General features: G+C 59.5%; 11 protein-coding genes and 2 pseudogenes. 8 read left to right on the top strand and 5 right to left on the bottom strand.

Features of this window, described 5'->3' with window-relative positions; genetic code table 11:
• Together FJ950_RS08810 and FJ950_RS08805 are read right to left on the bottom strand one after the other, a co-directional pair.
• Nucleotides 1-1,511, bottom strand: a pseudogene (locus FJ950_RS08810) (OmpA family protein); the annotation flags it as partial.
• A gap of 6 nt (nucleotides 1,512-1,517) precedes the next feature.
• Complete coding sequence (locus FJ950_RS08805) at nucleotides 1,518-2,183, bottom strand: hypothetical protein (protein ID WP_140616482.1); 666 nt, start codon at nucleotides 2,181-2,183, stop codon at nucleotides 1,518-1,520.
• A 517-nt stretch (nucleotides 2,184-2,700) separates the two neighbouring features.
• Here FJ950_RS08805 and FJ950_RS08800 point away from each other — a divergent pair.
• The 3 genes from FJ950_RS08800 (at nucleotide 2,701) to FJ950_RS08790 (ending at nucleotide 10,637) form a co-directional block, all read left to right on the top strand.
• Entirely contained in the window at nucleotides 2,701-5,796 is a 3,096-nt protein-coding gene (locus FJ950_RS08800) for a trifunctional glycosyltransferase/class I SAM-dependent methyltransferase/polysaccharide deacetylase (RefSeq protein WP_246681290.1), read from the top strand.
• 364 nt (nucleotides 5,797-6,160) lie between these two features.
• A complete protein-coding gene (locus FJ950_RS08795; RefSeq protein WP_246677800.1) occupies nucleotides 6,161-8,551 on the top strand; it encodes a mechanosensitive ion channel family protein in 2,391 nt (796 codons plus the stop codon).
• Nucleotides 8,552-8,960: 409 nt separating this feature from the next.
• Nucleotides 8,961-10,637 (top strand): sulfotransferase, encoded by a 1,677-nt coding sequence (locus FJ950_RS08790; RefSeq protein WP_140616481.1) that lies wholly within the window; start codon nucleotides 8,961-8,963, stop codon nucleotides 10,635-10,637.
• 346 nt (nucleotides 10,638-10,983) lie between these two features.
• Here FJ950_RS08790 and FJ950_RS08785 read toward each other — a convergent pair whose 3' ends face one another.
• A complete protein-coding gene (locus tag FJ950_RS08785) occupies nucleotides 10,984-12,135 on the bottom strand; it encodes a porin (protein WP_140616480.1) in 1,152 nt (383 codons plus the stop codon).
• A 534-nt stretch (nucleotides 12,136-12,669) separates the two neighbouring features.
• Here FJ950_RS08785 and FJ950_RS08780 point away from each other — a divergent pair.
• A pseudogene (locus FJ950_RS08780) lies at nucleotides 12,670-13,299 on the top strand (site-specific integrase); the annotation flags it as partial.
• Nucleotides 13,300-13,628: 329 nt separating this feature from the next.
• A complete protein-coding gene (locus tag FJ950_RS08775) occupies nucleotides 13,629-14,258 on the top strand; it encodes an antitoxin Xre/MbcA/ParS toxin-binding domain-containing protein (RefSeq protein ID WP_181166480.1) in 630 nt (209 codons plus the stop codon).
• A 163-nt stretch (nucleotides 14,259-14,421) separates the two neighbouring features.
• Here FJ950_RS08775 and FJ950_RS08770 read toward each other — a convergent pair whose 3' ends face one another.
• The gene (locus tag FJ950_RS08770) at nucleotides 14,422-15,489 is read right to left on the bottom strand and encodes a cyclic nucleotide-gated potassium channel (protein WP_140504512.1); all 1,068 of its coding nucleotides are present in this window, start codon (nucleotides 15,487-15,489) and stop codon (nucleotides 14,422-14,424) included.
• Nucleotides 15,490-16,101: 612 nt separating this feature from the next.
• On the opposite strand from FJ950_RS08770, the gene FJ950_RS08765 reads away from it, so the two are divergent.
• A complete protein-coding gene (locus FJ950_RS08765; RefSeq protein WP_140616478.1) occupies nucleotides 16,102-17,181 on the top strand; it encodes a RelA/SpoT domain-containing protein in 1,080 nt (359 codons plus the stop codon).
• Nucleotides 17,182-17,323: 142 nt separating this feature from the next.
• Here FJ950_RS08765 and FJ950_RS08760 read toward each other — a convergent pair whose 3' ends face one another.
• Complete coding sequence (locus FJ950_RS08760; RefSeq protein WP_140616518.1) at nucleotides 17,324-20,179, bottom strand: winged helix-turn-helix domain-containing protein; 2,856 nt, start codon at nucleotides 20,177-20,179, stop codon at nucleotides 17,324-17,326.
• Nucleotides 20,180-20,583: 404 nt separating this feature from the next.
• Here FJ950_RS08760 and FJ950_RS08755 point away from each other — a divergent pair, with 404 nt between their 5' ends.
• Nucleotides 20,584-21,000 carry an organic hydroperoxide resistance protein gene (locus tag FJ950_RS08755; protein ID WP_140616477.1) on the top strand — a complete coding sequence of 139 codons (417 nt, stop codon included), beginning with the start codon at nucleotides 20,584-20,586 and terminating at the stop codon, nucleotides 20,998-21,000.
• Between the two features lie 72 nt (nucleotides 21,001-21,072).
• Nucleotides 21,073-22,134, top strand: coding sequence for an alpha/beta hydrolase (locus tag FJ950_RS08750; RefSeq protein WP_140616476.1), 1,062 nt, complete (start codon nucleotides 21,073-21,075; stop codon nucleotides 22,132-22,134).
• Nucleotides 22,135-22,263: the final 129 nt, after the last annotated feature.

Raw genomic sequence — 22,263 nt, 5'->3', positions numbered from 1 at the left:
GGCTGGGTCTCCAGTCGCGACACATAGGCCTGCCAGTGCTCTGCCGCGCGTGCTTCGGGGCTTACATCGCGGACCCTCGAGACATCGAATACCGGTCCGCCTGCCGAAAGCTGTCGGGCCGCGGCGCGCGCCCGATCTATCCAGGTGTCGGGAGCCTCACCCTGGGCAACGATGCGCCCATCGACGATGGCAAGCCGTACTGACTCCGGCGGGGCCAGCGATGCCGTCAGCCGCTTCAACACGAACTGCGGTTCGAGGCTCTGATAAAATTGCCACTGCGAATGGACCCTGCCGGGATCGACCTGCGTTCCCGACAGCAAGGCTTGCGGGTCGACGGCAAGCGGGTCTCGCAGGCCGGCAATATAGAATTGGCCATCGCGTATCTTTTGTTCGGCAACGATGATGCCCGGCTGGGTCTCCAGTCGCGACACATAAGCCTGCCAGCGCTGCCCGGATTGCCATGAAAGAAAGAACCAACCGCCTGCCAAAACCAACAGCAGCAGGCCCAGGCCCACCACCAGCCACGGAAATCCCTGGTTTGGTTCCTCCTGCTTCAGCTCGACGCAAGTCTGCAGCTGCGCCTCTATGCCGGCCAACTGCGATCCGTCGCCGTCAAACTCCATTAAAGCCTGCGAGTAGTCCTCATGGACACGGAGCAACACGTCGCGAACTATGTCATGCAATCCTTCTGGGGGGTTTCCTCGGATCACCGAAACCAGGGTCGCGAACGGTCCTACTTCTGACCAGAGACGAAGGTCGCCAAAACGAATAGTGTCCAGGCCGCTCTGCTCCTTCTCGTTGAATGAGTCCTTCACAAAGTCTTGGATTGCACTCAGCATAGAAGAAATCAGTTGAGGATCTTCGCTCGTCGCATTGTCGGCAGCTACATGCGCTATCAATAGCCCAGAAGTGCGATTAATGAGAAAGACATGCTCAACACGATAAAGAAGAGAATGCTTGAGAACAACTTCCGAGAAGCTGGCTCCGGTTCGCCAAGCCTCAATTCTCCATTTTAGCCCGTGCCAGGTAAATATATGTCGTATAGTTTCATTAAGCGACTGAAATGTCTGATCGATCTTTTCCCCGATTGACTTGCGAATTGCCGGAAGAAACACGGGGTATAATATATCGGTCAGCGTGCGCGGGCTCTTCTGGATCGACCGTTGCACAGCCCTTTCGACAGCCGGCGCAAGGGCCTCACCGAGTTGCGCATGAGGGGCTCGTGCGGCCGCACTGGGAAGCACGTCGCCCACTGCAGCGGCAAGCTGCTCCGGTTCGTCGAGCAGATGCGTAACTCGTGAAAGCTCTGAAATTTCGCGGCTGACCAGCAACTGGCGCAGCGTTTCCATGCGAGGATCGGCGGATGGAACTCCGTCGAGTCGCGCACGGTAGTCCGGATCAACGTTCCGGGCAATTTCGATCAAAAGACGGGCCAGAGCCTCGCGATCAATCTCTGTATCGTTCGAGGCTGTTCTATGCGGAAGGCTGATTGGGTCGACGGTCGACGTCAAATCCGATCAACTCACTTTCCAGCTACGGTCCGAGTTGCTCTTGCTGCCGACGGGATCCTGATTCAGACATTTTGCAACCTCGACAAACAGGCCGGCCAAAAGATTTCGGTCGGTCTTGACGTTGCCGAGATCGGAAAACATTTTTTCCATCAGCATCTGAATGGCTTCATTCTTTTGCTTGATTTCCTCACGCAGCAAATGGTCGTTTCGATTTATCCGGTCGGCAATTTCGCGCTCAAGCTCATTCAATTGATCCGATAATGCGCGCACCTGCTTTTCAAGCGCCTGATTTTGTTCGCGAAGATTTCGGTCAATCTCCTTGTCGGCGTCGGCTCGCGCGTCTTTTTCGTTCCGCAACTGCGCCGCAAGCGAGTCGATCTGCTTTTTCGCATTTGACTCGTACATTTCAAGATTGCGCTTGGCCTCCGATTCGACATCCTTGAACCGCTGCAAGACCCGTTCTTCAAGCTTGGAAAAGCGGCGGTCATAGTCCTGCATCTGGTTGCCGAACAGCAGATCACGTATCTTGTCGACACCTACAGCGTCGCCGGGGGTCCCGCTCTCGCGAGCCTGGCCCGCCATGAAGGCGAGCCCGTTGGCGTCTGCATTACTTGTCAGATTTCCGTCCGCTTTATTTGCCGGAGAAGCGGTACTCGAAGATTCCTTGGCCATCCCTATACCCTTCATTTAAACAGCTACCAGCGTGCTAATTTAGCAACTAGTAAAGATGTCAGCAAAATACCCGGCTCGCAAGCCGGAATCTTCTCCGCATAAGCCGGTCACGCGTAAATTTGACAAGCGGCTCGAGCTCCACAATCTGCCCAGCGAACAGACCCTTTTGCGTCATCATGCGCGTAGATTGGCGGCGCCATGGATCCATGATCAACAACTGCGGCGCGCTCGCAGTTCGGCCGCGGTTCCGATTAGTTCGATCAGGATCAGCTTGCCCTCGCGTCTTCGCCCGCGATCATCCTTTGTTGCCGGGCGGCGCAGCAACTAAGGCACGGGCATGAGCGCTTGCCATTCCAGCCTGTCTTCAGGTCTTTTTTTGCTACCTAATCAGCCCCGATCTTGACAGGGCAGTGCGGCCATCCGATGCCGTTATCCGGTTTTGACATTCGGTGACTCTCCGAAGAAGACGAAAGCTCGATGATCCAGAATAATGCTACCGCAAGGCGGTGTGGTATCGATGTTCAATGTCGAGCAAAACATTCGGCACAATGCATGCCGGCATCCGCCGGCAGACCTACCGGATATTGATATAGTTATGGTCGACGATGGGCTCGAATGGATCGGCATCGATCGTGCCGACCTGCGCCGACAAAGATCAACGCAACTTGTTCTACCTGTTGCGAGCCGGGCGCGGGTGAGACACGTGGCGCATATTCCATTGGTTTCGATCGTAGTTCCTGCGCACAACGCGGAGGTAACGCTGACGCGGGCACTCGATTGCCTTGTCGATCAGGAAACCGCGGATTGGGAGGCGATCATCGTCGACGACGCCTCTACGGACCGCACCCCCGCGATCATCGCCGCTTATGTGGAACAGGATGCCCGATTTCGCGCCTTGAGTTCTTGCGCGAATAGCCCCGCCGGCGCACGTAACAACGGGATTTCGACGGCGCGCGGCCACTGGCTGATGTTCCTGGATGCCGATGACTGGCTGGATGCCAGCTTCCTTACAAAAATGCTGGCTGCGCTGAAAACCGCTCCCGATGCAGTAGCCGCCTATTGCGGTTCGCGGCGCGTGATGCCCGATGGAGCGCTCACCCCGGCGAGCATCGCGCCCGAGGTCGCAAGCCAGCCCTTCGAAACGTTAGCCCGCCGATGTGCCATCGCCACTCACGCGCTGCTGGTCGACCGGGAAACAATAGTCGAATTGGGCGGTTTTGACGTGTCGCTGCGCAGCTGCGAGGATTGGGATCTATGGCAGCGCGTCGCACGTCAGGGCACAAATTGGGTGATGGTCGACGAGCCGCTCGCCTTTTGTCGAGCCAGCCCCAACGCGCTCACCCGCAATTCGAGGCAGACGCTGGCAGACGCGGAAAGCATTATCGCCCGCGGCTTTGCCACCGACCCCAGGGTCAAGCACCCAGCGCCGGCGCATGCCAATGGCGCGATCTCGGCGGGCGGCCGCACCGCTTCCGAAGCACTGGCGTGGTTCGCCCTGTGGAACGCTGCGTCGGATTGCGGCAGCGGCGGCGGCTCGATCAACCCGCAATCCCTGCGCGCGCTGCCGGCAAGGCGTAAGTGGGCGCGCGAGATCGCCAAGGTGACCTTCGACGGCCTGATGGTAGGAAGCCTATCGGTGCCAGCCCATATGGCTGCCCGGTGGGACAGGTTTGGCGGCGCCATCACAGAGTTGATCATCGAACTCGGCAAGGTCTGGGGCGACCCGGTTGCGGGTCGTCGCGTCCAGTATCATCTCGAGCAAATGCTGCTCGACGCCGACGATCTTGCCGCTCCTCGCAGGCTGGCGCGCACTTTCGGAATTCGCGTCGACGCTCGAAATCCAACGTCGACCGAGCTTCCGGAAGGAATCGATCAAATCTATGCCTACCTGATGATGGATGGGCAGATCGGGTCTATCGTACAGTTCGGCGCACTCGGGAAAGTGACAAGGCGCCATTGGCTTGAACTGATCCCGAATTTCGCACCGCAAAAGGACGGTGCCGACACGGCGAACACGCTGGCCGCCGAGGCACTGTCGACGACAGCGGAACGCCGGCCTGATCCGGGCAGCCACTTCGGCAAACTCGCGCAAATGGTCTGGGAAGCGCGGGAACTGGTTCGGTCGAGCGCCGAAGCAACGCAGCCGCTTCCAGCGCCGCGCCGTGCACCCGCCTCGAGTGGCCACGACAAGGATCGTACGTCGTTCTGGAACCGGTATTTCGCGACCGAGGATCCCTGGAACTACAGCTCGGCCTACGAGCAGGAAAAATATGAGCGGCAGCTCGAAATTCTGCCGGCCGGTCCCATAGGACGGGCGCTTGAGCTGGCCTGTGCGGAAGGCCATTTCACGCGACAACTGGCACCCCGAGTGGGCCATTTGACCGCCACCGACATTTCCGCCGTAGCCATCGAACGGGCGCGCGCGCGCTGCTCGGACCAGCCGAATGTCGAATTCAGTGTACTGGATTTTTTTTCGGACACGCTGCCCAATGAGATGGATCTGATCGTCTGTTCGGAAGTGCTCTACTACCTAGAAGATCTCGCCGGGTTGCGGCGCATCGCCAAAAAATTCGTTGAGGCACTGGCGCCTGGCGGCAGTTTCATCAATGCACACGCATTCGTGCTACGCGACAATATTGAAAGGACGGGCTTCGACTGGAACACTTTCGGCGCACAAACGATCTCGCAAACCTTCGCAGAGACCGAAGGTCTCGTCCTTGCGCAATCGATCCAGACCGAACTCTATCGAATAGATCGCTTCTGCCGCCTGTCGCCGGATTACGTGGCGACGGAGCCGGTGATTGATCATGTGCCGGTCCGCGCACCCATCGGCATCGGGGTCGCGCGAAACATTGTCTGGGGCGGGGCACGGGTCTTGCGCCGCGCCGTCGCTCGTAGCGAGCGGCGGCAACGTATCCCTGTCCTCATGTATCACAGCGTCGCCGATGAAGGTCCGGCCGCGCTCGCCCGTTTCCGACTCACGCCCGCCGCATTCGCGAGCCAGATGGCATGGCTGCGCGCCAATGGCTTTCACGCGATCATGTCCGAGCAACTGGAATTGTCCATCGCCAACCGTCAGCCTTTCACTGGCCGCCCGGTGCTCATCACCTTCGATGACGGATTCCAGAACTTTGCCGACCATGCCTGGCCGATCTTGCGTGCGCACGACCTGACCGCGGAAGTGTTCCTGGTGACGGACCTGGTGGGGGAAAGTGCAAAGTGGGACGCCGTCAGCGGTACGCCGGCGCGGCTTATGGACGCCGGAACGGTGCGACGTCTCGCCGCCGAGGGTGCGTTCTTCGGAAGCCATCTGGCGACGCACCGCGCCATCGATGGTCTGTCGAGCTCTGATTTGGCCGCCGAGCTCCTGCGCTCTCGTATGTTCGTCGAACGGTGGACCGGCCGGCCAACCACGGCCTTCGCGGCACCCTTCTCTGTCACCGACCGACGGCTCGGCAGGCTGGCCAAGGAGTGCGGCTACCGGATCGGCTTCGGCGGCAGACACGGACCGGCGGACCTTAATAGCGACCCCATCGACCTTCCGCGCATCGAGATTCGCGGGGATCGCTCGCTCGACGACTTTGTTGCTACCATCGAGGCCGTGCTCGTTTGAACGGTAGACAATGTCTGCATCTCCCAAGCGCTCTATTCCGCACCAGGCGTGAGCGACCCCTTACCGGGCCAGGCATTGTCGCTTTCGATGCGCCTCTTCGAGGTGTAAAGGGCGATGCAACTGTCTATCGCGTTATGCGGGGATAGACGCACACGGTGATGCTTTTGGCTGCCCTGATGTGTATAGCCTGTGTGAGGGTCCCATATTTCCATCACATAGCCTCGGCCGGCGATGCGCAACGCGGCATACGCGCGTTCTGCTCTATCGGAAGCCGCCGTAACGCCCAGCGTCTTTGAATTGCGGATCACATGACTGATTTGCGTGACCACACCCTACGCAATTGTCTAGCTTGGACGGTGGACTCTTGTACCACAACATCGGCTCCTTCAACCTAGGAGCAATGGCGGGCATAGATGTCGTTGCTTGCCGATCTGACCGGAAGGTTAACAGCACGATGCGTCTCATCATTCGACGATTGGGAACCAGGAACCTGGCGCGCCCGACACAACCTCTCCGACACCTTGGCGCGATGTTCGTCCTGGTTGCCAGGCAGCTCATCTTTGGAACCGCCCTCTTGTTGGCTGGTCCAGCGCAGGCGCAGGCGCCGGCGACCGTCCCGCCTGAAAGGGTCAAACAGCTATTCGAACTGCTCGACGATGCGTCAGTGAAGGCCTGGATGGCCGAACAGCGAAATCAGGACGCCGGGTCAACGAGAGCGCCTGCCGGGGCAGGCGCTTCTCCGGCCGACGCATCGTCCGGCGCCGCGGCCGCATCAGGCCAGATGAATACGATGGCATCCTCGACGCTCGATATGATCAGGGATCATATCGGAAGAATCGTGCGAACTTTGCCCCTGCTGCCGGGTCAGTTCGCGCGCGTTCGGGCAGAGACCATGGAGGATATGTCCAGCAAGGGATCTGCCGGGGTACTCTTGCTGATTGCGATGTTCATCGCTGCCGGCCTGGCGCTTACTTGGGCAACGTACAAGTTGAGCCGTCCATTTCGTCTCTGGATTATCGCGCAACCGAAGGATACGCCCGTTGGGCGGGCCAAGAAGATTGGTGGCCGCACGCTTTATTCCAGCATGCTGATCGTCTCGTTCGCACTGGGCAGCGCCGGCGCGTTCATGCTGTTCGACTGGCCAATGCTTATCCGCGAGATTGTACTGACATTCTTGATGGCGGCAGTCGTTACATGGGGGGTGCGCATGTACGTCATGGCCATGCTCGTCCCTTCCTTCATGAACGTCGACAACGCCGTCGAGGTTCGTGCTTTGCCAATCACCAACGAAGCGGCTGACCATTGGTCCTATTGGCTGCCCCGGATCGTTGGCGTCTTCGCCTTCTTCGCCGCCGCGTTCATCCTCTTGCCAGGTCTCGGCATCGATCAGGACGGAATGATGGTCCTGTCGCTTGGCGCCGATTTCGTGCTGCTGTTGCTCGTGCTGCTGGCCATTTGGCGTCGGCCAAGAACGCAGCGAGACGGTGCGCGCCACAGCGTTCACACGGAAGCGACATGGCTGTTGACAGCTTATTTCCTCGTCCTGTTTCTGCAGCGCATCGCGGGCCTTTATGCATACTTCTGGTTTACCTTCGCCGCACTCTTCCTGCCTTGGGCAATCGTGACGACGCAGCGCGGGGTTAACTTCGTCCTGCGACCAGGTTCGGTAGATCTTGGCCGGCCTACGATCCCGGCGGTGGCGATCGCTGTCATCGATCGCGGAATCCGAATGATTTTCATCCTGGCGGCGGCTTACTTTCTAGCGCGTGTCTGGGGCCTGGACATGCAATCCATGCGCGGCAGCAATACGACGACGACCTTCATATTGCGCGGCCTGATCAATGTCGTGGTCATTGCCCTCGCAGCCGATTTCGGCTGGTCGATCATCAAAGCCTTGATCGAACGAAAGCTGGGCATCGAAACGGCACACCCTGTGATCGGCGACGAAGAGGTCCCGATGCTAGATCCGCAGCAGGCGCGGCTGCACACGCTGTTGCCGATCCTCCAGAACATCCTGCTCGCATCGATCATCGTGATGGCAGCGCTTATGATGCTCGCCTCGCTGGGTATCCAGATTGGCCCACTGATCGCTGGCGCCGGCGTTGTCGGCGTCGCGGTGGGCTTTGGCGCACAAACCATCGTCAAGGACATCATTTCGGGCGTTTTTTTTCTGCTCGACGACGCGTTTCGTGTCGGCGAATATATTTCCTCGGGCAATTACAAGGGTACCGTGGAAAGCTTTTCCCTGCGCTCGGTGAAGCTGCGCCACCATCGGGGTCCGCTGTTCACCATACCTTTCGGTGAACTCGGGGCCGTCCAGAACCAGAGCCGTGACTGGGTTATCGACAAATTCAACATCACCGTCGGCTATGACACCGATATCGAATTCGCTCGCAAGCTGATCAAGCGGATCGGCCTCGAATTGGCGGAAGATCCTGAGTTCAAGCACTGGGTGCTCGACCCGATCAAGATGCAGGGCGTACAGGAGTTTGGCGAATACGGCATTGTATTGAGGGTCAAGGCCACAACCAGGCCGGGAGGCGCCTTTGGTATGAAACGCAAATTCTACGTACGCCTCCGCCAGGTCTTCAAGGAGCAGGGCATCGAACCCCCATTTCCGACCGTCCACGTCCAAGGGCTGCAGAATCCGCATGAGGCAGAGAACGGATCTTTGGCGATTACACCCGCGGTGAAAATGGCCGTCGCGCAATCGCACACCATTCGTCGCAGAAAAAAAGCCAGCACGACGGAATAGGAAAGAGCGCCGTCACCGGAGCGACGTCGGGGATCGCCACTAGGCGGCAGGGTTCGTGCGCGCCTCGGGCAACCGGCAATCCTGTCTCCACAGCGCCGCCGGCGCCGACGCCATGGCGTCCACGAGTTCGGTCGAAGGAGCGCCGTGACCTGGCCGAGACATCGCGGCGAGGTTTGCAGGTGGTTGCTTATATCGCATCCCATGAATGGTTTGAGACGCGCCAAACTTGTGATCACCGGATTGTCTTGGCAGTGCGGAGGGAGCTAGGTTACTACCTCATAGCGCGGAACGGAAATCCGATAAGGGTCGATCCGGAAGAATGGGCAAATCGATGGGGCGACACCAGCGCTCTGCGCAAAACGGCTATTGAGGCTGGATTCTCCAAGCCCCTTTTGCTAGCGAACCAAGGATGAGCAACCGATTGCCGCCCGCATGGGCAAAGCACCTCCGCACCCCACCCTCGCCGAAGGCGGCATCACCGAAGGCTGCGTCATCCAAAGCGCAGTTCAAGGCAGGCCCCCACCGCAGCCACGCCGACGACTTGCTTTTACGGCAGGCGCTCGAGTTGCAGCAGGCCGAACGTCTATCCGAGGCTGAGGAACTGTGCCACAGGGTCCTTGCTCGCACGCCCAACCATCCGCTGGCCCTATATATCCTGGGAACGCTCGGGCTCGATTTCGATAACGAAAAGTCACTGCGGTATTTCGCTCGGGCGGTGGCAGAGGATCCGCAGAATCCCTACTACCATCTTAGCCTCGGCGAGACCTATTTGAAGGTCAGCGAATTTACGCCGGCGATCAAGCACTTTCGGTACGCCCTGGACTTGAAGCCGGATCTGGTGGAAGCGCTTTGCGCCTTGGGCGATGCCTACAATGCGTTTGACAAGGGGGAGATGGCGCTGCCGCTCTTTGAGAAGGCGCTCAGGATCGACCGAGATCATCCCGTAGCCCGGTTGGGGTTGCCCCGCGCGCTCGCAAGCCTCGGCCGTATGGCCGAAGCCGCGGTTCATCTGAAAGAGGCAATAGAACGGCGCATCGCGGTACCGGCTGCCCACAACGCGCTTGTACGCACGCGCAAATTCGCTGAAGAGCCGCCAGAACTCGGGGCAATCCTGACGGAGCTTCAAGACCCGGGCCATGGGCCGGAGGGAGCGGCAGCGCTCCATCACGCCGCAGGAAAGGTTCTCAATGACCTCCGTCGCTATAAGGAGGCGATGGATCACTTTAAGAAGGGGAATGAAGCCGGGGGCCATACATTCGATCTGCAGTCTTACCGCCGCTGGGTCGACGGCATGATCGCAACCTTCGCGCCGGAACTGGTGGCTTCAAGAGCCGCGTACGGCAATCCCTCGGAGGCGCCTGTATTCGTCGTGGGCATGCCTCGTTCGGGCACGACATTGACAGAGCAGATCTGTGCCACTCACCCCGATGTTCATGGCGCCGGCGAGCTCAGCAAACTTAGGCGAACAGCCAATGGACTCGGTGTCGCAGACCGCTCCAGCGTGAACTTCGGCCAATCCATCGCGATGATTACTCCCGATCTGACCAGGACTTTGGCCGAAGAGCACCTTGCTTATCTGCGCGAGCGGGCTCCCGACTCGCTGCGAATTGTTGACAAAATGCCTCACAATTTCGAGCTGATTGGCCTAGTTGGCCTTCTTTTCCCCAAAGCGCGTATCATTCATTGTCGTCGCGACGCTGTCGACAATTGCATCTCCTGTTTCGTCCTGCAGTTCAATAAAGCCCACAGCTACAGTGCCGATCTTGAGACGCTGGGGCTTTACTACCGGGAGTATGATCGCTTGATGCGGCATTGGGACAAGGTTTTCCCGGGTCGTATTTTCGAAAATCGCTACGAGACGTTGATCGAAAATCAGGAGGAGCAGTCGCGCCGGCTCATGGATTATCTCGGATTGCCGTGGGACGATGCCTGCCTGCGCTTTTTTGACAAAGGCGGCTCCGTAAACACCTACAGCAATTGGCAGGTCCGCCAGCCGATCTATACGTCGTCCGTCAAGCGTTGGAAGAATTACGAAAGCGAGATTCAGCCGTTGATCGAAGCCTTGGGCGATCTTGCTGAGATTTGACCGGTAGTGCCTGATGCTGCGCGCAGTTTGCTTGCATCCAATCCCGCCGGCGTACGCTTTCCGCCGATAGACCAGTCTAACAGGGTTTCCTCAGGCCGACCGCCGCGTTCCTTCACCTGTCCCGCCGGCGTATCCTGGCCACAGAGCCTCCCACCGTTTCGCGCGTCGCTTGCCAAGCAGTTTGGCTTCCTCCTTTCCTTTTCGCTGCTAGGGTTGTTCTTCCACGTCTGCAAGCGTGGCAGCAGGCGGGCGGCCATGCCATCGGCTGTCCGAAGTTCCATACAGACGGCATGAAAAAACCCGGCGGTTGCCCGCCGGGTTTTCGATTTCAATAAGGCAGCGCCTGTTAGAAGGAGCGCTGGAAGCGGAGCATGCCGCCGATTGCGTCGTCATCGCCAGGAGTAATACCCGTCCAGTTCGACACGGAGTCGTCGCCGAGATGCGAGTAGTCGACTTCAGCCGTGATCGTGAAGCCGGGAACGATGTCATAGGCAACGTTCGCGGCGATGCCAATGTTCTTGCCTTCGTCATACGACGCCTGGAGGTTGAACGAGGTCTTTTCGTTGAACTTGTAGGTGCCGCCGCCCCAGACTGCCCAATTGCCGCTCCACGGCTTGTAGAAGCCGCGACCGCCAGCCGGGAACGCCCAGGTGCCGTCGGTGAGGTTATCATCGGAGCCGTAGCCGCCCATGATGAACAGCGAAATCTGGTCGGTGGCGTTCACGTCCAAGCGAACCTTGCCGGAGACTTCTTCATAGTTGCTGTCGTAAGCGATGACGCCAGTAACCGCGCCCCAGCCCTGCGTCCACTTCACGCCACCGACGACATGCGGAACATAGCTGTCGATCGTGTCGGTGCCCGAGCCTTCTTCGAGAGAGACCACAGCCGAGAAGCCGTTGCCAGCGTCGAAGTAGTACTGCACGACGTTTGTGTCGAAGCCGCCATACGGAACCAGCGTATCCTGGATCACGTTGCCGGCGTAGCCGATGAACGTGTCGAAGGCTGATTCATCCTTACCGACGCGGAGACCACCGAGCTGGATCCAGGCAAAGTTCAGCGAGACGGTATCGCCGTTGCCAGCAGTATTGAGCGTTCCGAACCTGCCCGAGTCACGGTTGTTGTTCTGGAAGTTGAAGCGGGTCTCGGTATAGGTCTTCAAGGTGCCGAGTTCGGTTTCCTGACCGGTCCAGGTCTTCAGCGCGAAACGGGCATGCTTGTAGAAGGTGTCGTTGCTGTCGCCGGGGGTCTCGTGATCGGCGCTTGTCGCACCGTCGAACGAACCCACGTCGCCGACGCCGATGTCGTAACGGATATAGCCGCCGATGCGCAGGCAGGTTTCGGTGCCGGGGATGTAGAAGTAACCAGCGCCGTAGACGTCGCAAATCTTGACGTATTCAGCGGGCTCCGGCTCGGCGACGACGACGGCGTCGGCGGCGCGCGCACCGGAAACTGCGATCAGGGCCGCAGCGGAGCCGAGAAGAAGGCTCTTGATGTTCATTTTCTGACCTCCAGTCAAAAGTTAAAAAACGGGTCTGGGTATTCTTTGCTGAAGGACAGCGTTCCCTGCCCCATCCCCACTACCGAAAAAGATGCGCACCGCGCCGCTCCTTCGAAATTGACATTACCCATGAGCCGGCGGCGTTCAACCACGATCGTACCGGCGCATGGACAGTTCGGCCGCTATCCCCGACCTGTGTTGCAGAAACGTCACGATTTGGCCTCACTTGGAAAGCTCTCGTTAACCATTGGTCCCCTCACGACCGCCTGTCTCGGCCGAATCCGGCGATCGGCCGACCGGATCATGCAAGGCCTGGGGCTCATCTGCCCAGGAATTGCCGCGGAACTGCCGCACCCGAGGAAGGCTGAAATGTTCGGCGCGCTCACCTTCTCCATATTATGACACGGCCTTGTTGATTGTGCCGGCGCTTTTCTTTATCCAGCGGCGCAACGCAGAGGCGGCCGAGTGGTCGAAGGCGCTGCCCTGCTAGGGGAGGCTCAATCTTTTGGTTGATCCGAAACTCCCGACCACTTCCGCAAGGCTTACAACATGGGAGATCTCAAGAGCCTGCACGAGTTCCGCCGCCAGAAAGAGCGGGCGGGACGGATTCGTTTTCTCGAGAGGGATGAAGAAGCGCGGCTGTTCGCCGCCATCAAGAGCCGCAGCGAGGATGCTTACAGGCTTTCCGTCTTCCTGGTCGATAGCGGCTGCCGTCTCGGCGAGGCGCTCGGGCTGACCTGGAACGACATCAAGGAACATCGCGTCAGTTTCCAAACCATCATATCCGGCCGCAGCCGCACCATCCCGATGACCGAGCGGGTCAAGGAGGTGATCAGGATGCCTCCGGACGGACGCCCTCGGCCGAAAGGCCCGTTCACCAAGTTGAGCCGGGCACAGTTCAGTGCCATATGGAACGAGGCGAAAGCCGAGGTTGGACTTGGCGCCGACCACCAGGTCGTACCCCATATCCTGCGTCACACCTGTGCTGCGCGCCTCGTCCAGGGTGGCATCGACATCAGGCGCGTGCAGATGTGGCTGGGTCATCAGACGCTGTCGATGACGATGCGCTACGCGCATCTGGCCACCAACGATCTCGATGGCTGCGTCACTGTGCTCGAAGGGCTACCGGCAGCGCTGGAGATCAAGAACGAAACCGGGCCATGACGAAAGTCTCGTCAGGGCTGCGCGCAAAAGCGCCAGCGACCCCACGTCTTTTCGCGGAGTTTAGGTTTGGTGGTGCTCGAACACAATGTAGGCCAAGCATTACTCCAAGCAACGTCACCATCTCCACTGGACAGAACGGTGCCAATTGTGCATTGTGTTTGCCTTCTATGACTTCCGCAACGCACTGAGGTACTACGTCTCCTCGGCTAAACAGGGGTCACGCAACTTAGGTAGCATTTGAAGAGGTAATCTGCATGGTCACTAGGCGGCGATTCTCACGAGGTGGAAACCTTGTTAAGCAAGCCAGCCGACCAAGACTGGAAAATACGGTGGCTGCCGCCGTGTCGAAAATTCTTCTTGAGCACGATCCGACAATCGGCAAGCCGGCCCTTAGAATTGCCGCGAGATTGGCAGGGTATATATCTTCAGCAATCAGTGTTCAAACTCAGGCTGTTCAGCGAGCCCTCCCAACTATCGAGGATGATGTTGAAAACCTCGCTCAGATATTTATCGGGCATATAGTGGCTGAGGCACAAGGCCGATTTGATCCACGACTGCAGCGTTTCAAAGCGGTACCGCCACCGGCGGTCCCCCAAGCGCCTCTCAGTGCGGCGAGTGATTGGGCGGGGCCGGTAGCTGGGCCAACAGTGATAGAAAGGCATTTTGGGATACCGAGGTCGACGCTCTTTCGGTGGCAGAAACGCGATGAGGTGATCGCACTTAAATCTGGAAGCAGCAGGTTTGTTTTTCCATTGAAGCAGTTTGTCGATGCTCGCCCTGCAGATGGGATAGCCGAATTGATCGCCATGTTTGGCGACCATCGGCTTGCCTGGAGATGGTTGATGGCGCCGACGGACAAGCTTGGCGGGAACTCGCCGATAGATACTCTGCTAGCTGGCAAGCTCGCGAATGTTGTTGCTGCCGCGCGCCTAACCTTGGAGGAGGCACCTGATGTTTAGCCCCGCCGTTTGGTGGCGGTCGTTCAGTTGACAATTTGGCGCAACGCGACATTACCCCAGGCGGCTGCCCGCGGCCCGTCGTCTCAATGGCGACCCTTCCAGCCAGCCATTCTCGACAAGCAGTTGGACAGCCTAGCCATTGCGCCCTCCTCCTGACGAAGAGTCAAGCCGTCGGCGCCGTGCCGTGCCGCTCGCGCGCGGTCTTGCGGATGATTTCCGCGATTTCCGGGCTGCTGCTGCATAGCATCTGGAAATCCGCCGCGTGCAGCGACAGGAGTGAGACAGCCGTTGCGGCGCTGACGGTCGCCGTACGCGGTTCGCCGCTCATCAGCGCCATCTCGCCGAAGAAGGCGCCAGGGCCAAGCTCCACTGGGTTCGACATCACGACGCTCACCCGCCCCTCCACAACAAAGAACATCCGATCCCCGGTCTCGCCCCTTCGGCAGATCACGGCGCCGGCCGGCAAACTACGAGGCCGTAAGGCGCGCACGATCTCGACCAGCGCGGCCGGGCCGAGCTTCTGAAACAACGGCACGGCGGCGACCAACTGCCAATTGCGGACGAAATCCTCGCGACGGATTTCTTGATAGAAGCCGGAGGCAAGAATGCCGGCCCACAGCGCGAAGACGCCGATGCCACACATCATGACCGCCCCAGCCAGGACGCGGCCGGCGAAACTTTGCGGAATGGCATCGCCATAACCGGTGGTGGACAGCGTGACCACCGCCCACCACATGGCCTGAGGGATGCTGCCGAACTTTTCCGGTTGGATGTGGCGCTCGATGACATAGGCCGCGAGCGCGACACCGAACAGAACGACGCCGAAAAGCGTGGTGACGCCGATCAGGTTACGCGCTTCGTTGGCCAGCACCCTGCCCAGTACCGGGAAGAAGGTCGAGTCGCGCAGCGGTTTGAGCAGCCAGATAGCACAGTAGAGGCTCCGGTCGGGCGTGCCTTCGAGCAGAAATGCAGCGAGTGGAACCAAAACCGCGAGCATATCAATGGCGATTGCAGGCGTCCTGTCCCGAAGGTCTCCCGCCCAGTGCTTGATCAGAGTCTCGGCCATCTGTAGGAGATAAGCGCCCCAAATGACCGCCAGCACGGCAGTCAGAGCCAGCCTGCTTCGTGCGGACATGTCCGGCATGGTGAGCGCGGCCACCGCCAGCAGCCCAGGCGCAGCTAGCACCGCGTTTAGCGGTGCGTGAATTCTCAAGAAAGGCAGGACCGACATTCTGTCCCCACGAGCGGATGCTATTCCTCCAGAATAGGATGCCTTCAGGGCAAGCGCAAAGGTGGCGCTTTCGCTGGGATGTTCATCACGAGGTGAACTCAGATGGCCTGAACGTGAACCGACAGGCCGCAATCGAGAATGGCCCATCCGGGCATTTGCAATAGGTTTGAACTGTTCGAAGGAGCCGGGCCGACGAGCTCAAGGCCGTAGACATGCCCGGCTCGAAGACGGCGGCATGTCGGCAATGGCGAGGGTGCCGGCGGCGACACCCAAGAAGAGTGCTCCGATCCGCCTGCATGAGGTTCCCTCCCGCCCTTCGCCCGCTACCCAAAACATGTGCGGCACCACAAGCGGCAGGAAGGACACTCGAGAGCCGCATTTAGGACGCGACGGCAACTGCATGGTTGCGAAGTTGCGTGCGCCCAAGCTACCGGGGCCGGTGAGTCACCGCAGAGGCAACTCAAGGAGGCACCGTCGTGATCTTGTGGCTTCGATCCAGCCGCCCTGAGCGGACTCGAGGGATACAAAGCGGTACGATACATGAGATCCGATTCTCCTGCGGTCGTCCCGCCCAGTTCAGAATGAAGCGGCCTACCTTGACTTTGTGGTCCAATGACTGAGTACCCGCGCCTCAAATACAGTATGCAAGCCGTTCGCAAGGCAGGCGATCGGCTGGCAAAACCTATGCAGCTCGGACAAGACACCACTGCCGGCCAGTACGTGGACACGATGCGAATCTTCTCAATCGCCAATAGCTGGCGCGACTCGCACTTTCTGCCGATGCGGAGCGTTCGATTCTCTGTCGGTCACCACATCAAAGCCCTGCGATTGAAGGGCGACATGGCATCGCGTCCAAAGCGTCTGGCATCCATTTGTCGGAAGCTTCGAGAGTCCACCACCAATTTGGACACCATGAACGATATCGGCGGCTGCCGAGCGATCATGCCCGATATCAATAGCGTCCGCTTGCTTCTAGAATCGCTGCGAGACAAGTTCCCCCATGAGATGCACTGTCGGGAATTCAACTATATCGATGAGCCGAAGCCGGACGGCTATCGAAGTCACCATATTGTTTTCCAGTACCGACCCAGAGCTGCCCACACCCAGGCTTTCGAGGGACGACGCATCGAACTGCAAGTTCGGACCACACTTCAGCACTCATGGGCAACTGCAGTTGAGGCCGTCGGGCTGTTCCAGCGCCAGGATTTGAAGCACGGAAACGGGGAGCAGGATTGGCTACGTCTTTTCCAGCTTATGTCGGCGGAATTCGCCCAGGTTGAGCAGTGTCCAATTCGTGTCGGTGGTCCGGATCGCGATGACCGAGTGCGGGAACTGCGGGATATCAACAGGCGTATAGGTGCAACAAGTATACTGGCAGATATCACGAATCTTACCCTCCGCTCAGAGAGCCTCGTACAGCCAACGCGACATTTTCGGCATCATTTGGTGCAATATAGAGCGGATCGGAACGTTACGATTCAATCATTCCGAACTCTCATCATGGGGGCGCGGAAATTGGAAGAAATAGAGAAGAAAATCGCGCTAAGGGGAATTGATTGGACGGTTTCCTTGGTCGAGGTGGATAAGGTGGAACAGCTTGTCGACATATACCCGAATTACTTTGGGAACGTTTCATTGTTCGCCCGCAGTCTGAAATCCATATGCTCGGGAAAGTCACTGCCTACAGAATAGCCCACACCGGATGGTAGCTCCGAAGGAACGCCCGACTATGGTTGGCCAAGCGTCGCTTTCCGTTTGAAGGAGCCGGACCATTGGCCTTCCTCGACAGTCTCCTGGGTCTGGTCCGAACGGACAATCTCCCGAAAGCTCACACCTATTTCAGCGTTGCCAGCACGCCTGCCGCTGACTGCAGGTCTGCTGTCTCCAAGCCTTCCCCGAATCGCGCGAAAATCGGCAGGAGAAGAGCCCGCGCCTCCCTGTGTTGTCCCCGAGCGGCCAACAGGCAAGCAAGGTCGACAGCGGTCCGCAACTCCCATGCCCGCGCGCCTTGACGATCACTGAGTTCCAACGACCGCCGAAAACACATTTCGGCCTCTTCGTCGGCGTCCGGGCGCGGGGCCGCCAGAACAAGGGTTCCCTTTACGCGCAGCAGTTCCGGCATATAGCAAAGATCGCCGCTTGCCTCGACGTCACGGATCGTCTCCTCGATCAGTGAAAGTGCCTCCGCGCATCGGCCCGCCGCAGCCAGGCCCAGAACAAACGCGATATTGAGCGGCGTGGTGAGCAGTTCGTAAGGCGCGGCGTGGAGCTCGGCAAGGCAGCGTCGAAGGCCTTCGACACCGCTGCTTGGGCTGCCGCGACGAATGGCGATCTCCCCTGTGAAGCCGCCTCCCAGGGCGAGATAGGGCCCGAGAGAATGAAATTCGGCACGAGAGAAAAGACGATTGATGTGTTTCTCTGCGAGCTCCAGCTTGCCGGTCCAGAGGAACACGGAAATCGCCCAGACAAGTGCTATGGAGAGAGACAGGGGATGTTTCAGGACTTCCGCCTCCTCAATCGTCAGCAGCGCGCGCTCCGCGGCCCGATCAGGATGGCCTTGCAGCCACAGTGTCCTTGCCAAAATCGATCCCGCCAGAATCTTGCCGTCAAAGCCGAGATAGTTCGTCGTGGTTCGGTTGGAGTGCGGCCCGTATCGCAACGCCGCTTCGAGCGCGGTCTGGGCACGGCCGAGCTCTCCGCTGAGGTGAAGCGAAATCCCCATCAAGGAATGCGCCAAAGTGGTGGAGACCGAATCCTCAAGCGTTCCGGCAATGACGGAACAGCGCTCCGCATAACGCAACGCGGTCCTGAACTCTCCCGTACGCAGGTGAAACATTTGCAGCGGGCCCAGAATCCGAAGCTGATCGAGCGCCTCGCCACGTCGGTCGGCAATGACCAGGCTTCTGTTCAATGCCACGCGCGCCGCATCTCTTCCACCACGCGTGAACATCAGGGAGACCCCAAGGGCTGCCTGAAGATGCATCTCCTCCAATCCGCCTCTAGTAGCATCGTCAAGAGCCACAACCGCCTGCGCCGCCCAGCGATGACATTCGGTGAGCAAGGACATCGACAGAAAAAAGGGGGCCGCCGCGGCAGCCAGACGGACGCCGAGGTCAGTGTTCCCGTCAAGTCCGAAGCACCAGTCCAGAGCCGCTCGCACATTGGCAAGGCCCGCTAGGTGAAATGACCGTTGTACGCCGCTCGACAAAGTAGGCCACTCGGCTCCTGTCTCCTCCAGCCAGCGCAAACAATGCGTCGCGTGACGCGCGGCCAGGCTCGCGTGCTCGGCATCGTCGACGTCGAGCTGAAGGGCGTAGGCCCGCGTCGTGTCGAGCAGGCGGTAACGCATCGTTGCCCCGGCAGGTCTTACCGCTATCATCGACTTGGCGACCAGGCTGTCGACAGCGCCAAATACGAGTGCGTCATCGACGGTTGCGCTCGTGACAACTTCCAGGGCGGCCTCGATGGAAAAGTGGCCAACGAAGATCGCCAACCGGCGAAGCAGAAGACGCTCGAACTCCGACAGCAGTCCGTAGCTCCAGTCCAAAGTGGCCTGGAGGGTCTTTTGCCGCGGCGGCGCGGTACGTTGTCCCGGCCACAACAGCGTCAGCCGTTCGTTGAGAAGTTCGGCGGTTTTCTGCAGGCCATAAGTCGCAACCCGTCCAGCCGCCAGCTCAATCGCGAGCGGCACGCCGTCGAGCTTGCGGCAGATGCCGGCAACGATGGCGGCATCCGCATCCTGGAGATCAAGCCCGGCACCGCTCGCGGCGGCGCGTTCCAGGAACAGCTGGATCGCAGGGAAGCGGCGCGCAGTGAACGCGGTGAGTTCCAGATCGCCAGGCGCGCATGCGAGCGGCTCCAGCTTGTAAACGTGCTCCCCTTCGACTTGGAGGGGCTCGCGGCTCGTTGCCAGCAGGTGGACTTGCGGTGCGGCGGCGAAGATGCGGGCCGCCAAGTCCGCCGCGGCGTCAATGACATGCTCGCAAGTGTCAAGAATCAGGAGGATCCGCTTGTCTGCAAGGTAGGCGAGCAGACTGGGGGTCGCGTCTTCGGACTGAAGAGACAGCCCTAGCGTCGAGGCCACGGTCGTCGCGACCAAGCCCGGATCACTCACCGCCCCGAGATCGACGAAATGCACGGCACCCGAGAATGCTTCGATCAGATCGTGGCCCACCGCCACAACGACAGCGGTCTTGCCGACACCGCCCGTGCCGACGATCGTGATGAAACGCGTCTCGGCCAGTTGAGTTGAAAGTCGGACAGTATCGTCAGTCCGGCCGACCATCCGGATCAGGCGGCTTGGCAGATTGGCTTGCGGATAGCTGGCGACGACATCCCTTTGCCCATTGTCTTGACCATCCGATCGCGAGACCGGGGCCACAAAGCAGTAGCCGCGCCCCGTCAGAGTGGCGATGTAGCGCGCGCCGTCCGCGCCATCGCCCAACGCCTTTCTGAGGTTGGCGATTTGAAACCGCAAACTGCCTTCTTCGACGGTGACGTCGGGCCACACATGGGCCAGCAGGTCCTTCTTGCTGACGATTTCGTTGGGGCGCGCAGCCAACGCTGTAAGGATGTCGAAAGAGCGCGCGCCCAGATTGACAGGCACGCCTTGGCGCAGCAGGAGCCTCTCGCCCGCGGTCAGCGTAAAGGGACCAAACGATATCCTGTCGCTCGTCTGCGCGACTATCATGGCATCATTCTTTATTGCTTTTTGTTGGCTGGTCAGACGCGGTTCCAAGTCCACTACCTATGTAGCAAAAAGTCGATTTCGTGGCCCCGAGGGATGATTGGGGCAGGTCAGGAAAGCAGCTCAGGCCAGTTCCGGCACGGGCGGCACTGGCGAGCGCTAACACCGCATCATAGTGTATAACGGGTGCTCCGGGCGATCTCTCTCTATGTGTGGAAGCAGCAAGAACGTTTGCTGACCGGCCCAGGGAGAATGATCATGCTTGCAGTGTCGCTGTCGCTCGTGCCGCAAAACTTGCTTCGGCCGCAAGCCTTTTAAGTGCGTTTTCCACGCTAGTGGAGAGCGAAGCCACGCGCCAATTTCCAAAATCGAATTCAAAGCGCCCTTTTGTGAAGGACCCAGACATCATGACCCAATCTGAAAAGCTCCTGTATACCGCCAAGGTCCGCACCACTGGCGGTAGGGACGGCACCTCCCGCAGTTCCGACGGTCGACTGGACATCAGGCTTTCCACGCCCGGCGGACCGGGCGGCGGCGCCAATCCGGAGCAGCTGTTCGCAGCCGGCTGGTCGGCCTGCTTCGAGGGCGCAATGGCAATTGCCGCCCGCAAAATGAACGTCAGGCTGCCCGCCGACCTCGCAATTGACGCAGAGGTGGATCTGAACACTGCCGACGGTGCCTTCTTCCTCGGCGCGCGCCTCAATGTGAGCGTACCCGGGCTCGACCGCGACGTTGCCAAGGCTGTTGTAGAGGCAGCACATCAGACCTGCCCCTACTCGAAGGCCACGCGCGGCAATATCGAAGTCGCAATCAGCCTCACTTAGCTACCGATCACACACCGATCGATCTTGCATGCAACTCTCGGCAAAATGTCATCACGACAAGGCGGTGCACCAATGAACGCGATCAAAAACCCGGAAGAAATCAACCACCATCGGCGTCGCCTCTTCGGCGTTGCTGCCGCGACAATAGCCGCGGCGCAACTTGGCGCGATCAGGGTTGCGGAGGCGCAGGGCGACGGGTCCAAAAGGACCGCCTCCCCCATGCTGAAGGCACGGACTTCGTTCTCCTCAATGAAGCAGATCGACGCGGATCTGCTGAGCGTCGGATATGCCGAGGACGGTCCTGCGGACGGCCCGCCGGTGATCCTTCTGCACGGATGGCCCTACGACATTTACAGCTATGTCGATGTCGCGCCGCTGCTTGCCAACGCAGGGTACCGGGTCATCGTGCCATATTTGCGCGGTTACGGTACTACGCGGTTCCTGTCGGACGCGACACCCAGGAACGGTCAGCAGGCGGCGCTTGCGTCCGACATCGTTGCGTTGATGAATGTGCTGGATATCCAGAAAGCGGTCGTCGCCGGCTATGACTGGGGCGCGCGCACAGCCAACATCATCGCCGCGCTCTGGCCTGAGCGCTGCAACGCCATGGTGTCAGTCAGCGGCTATCTCATCGGCAGTCAGCAGGTGAACCAGGCGCCGCTGCCGCCGAAGGCCGAATTGCAGTGGTGGTATCAATATTACTTCGCCACTGAACGGGGACGGGCGGGTTACGAGAAATACACCCGCGAATTCACGCGCCTCATCTGGGCGCTCGCCTCACCAAAATGGGCTTTCGACGCTGTAACTTTTGATCGCTCCGCTCCCGCGTTCGACAACCCCGACCACGTCGCGATCTCTATCCACAACTATCGATGGCGACTCGGTTTGGTGCCAGGTGAGCCAAAATATGATGGCTTGGAACAAAAGCTCGCGGCGTTTCCGGCGATCGGTGTACCGACGATTACGATGGAGGGCGACGCCAACGGCGCGCCGCATCCGGATCCGGCAAACTACGCCAAGAAGTTCTCCGGGAAATACGAACACCGGCTGATCTCAGGCGGTATCGGTCACAACCTACCGCAGGAGGCTCCACAGGCCTTTGCGCAGGCGGTCATCGACGTCGGACAGTTTTGACAACCTGTCAAGCGGCTTTCCGATCAAACCTGTCCACCGCCTGCGGTGTGTGGTTGCGACCACTGCGTAATCCGTCTTCGCAGCGATGCCGGATGAGTATTCCGCAGCGGGTCGGCTCGCCGCAGCCTT

Origin of the sequence: Mesorhizobium sp. B2-3-14, assembly GCF_006442175.1 — a bacterium.
Taxonomy (GTDB): domain Bacteria; phylum Pseudomonadota; class Alphaproteobacteria; order Rhizobiales; family Rhizobiaceae; genus Mesorhizobium; species Mesorhizobium australicum.
The sequence above is the reverse complement of the archived record's forward strand: the minus strand, read 5'-3'. Positions and strand labels throughout refer to the sequence as shown.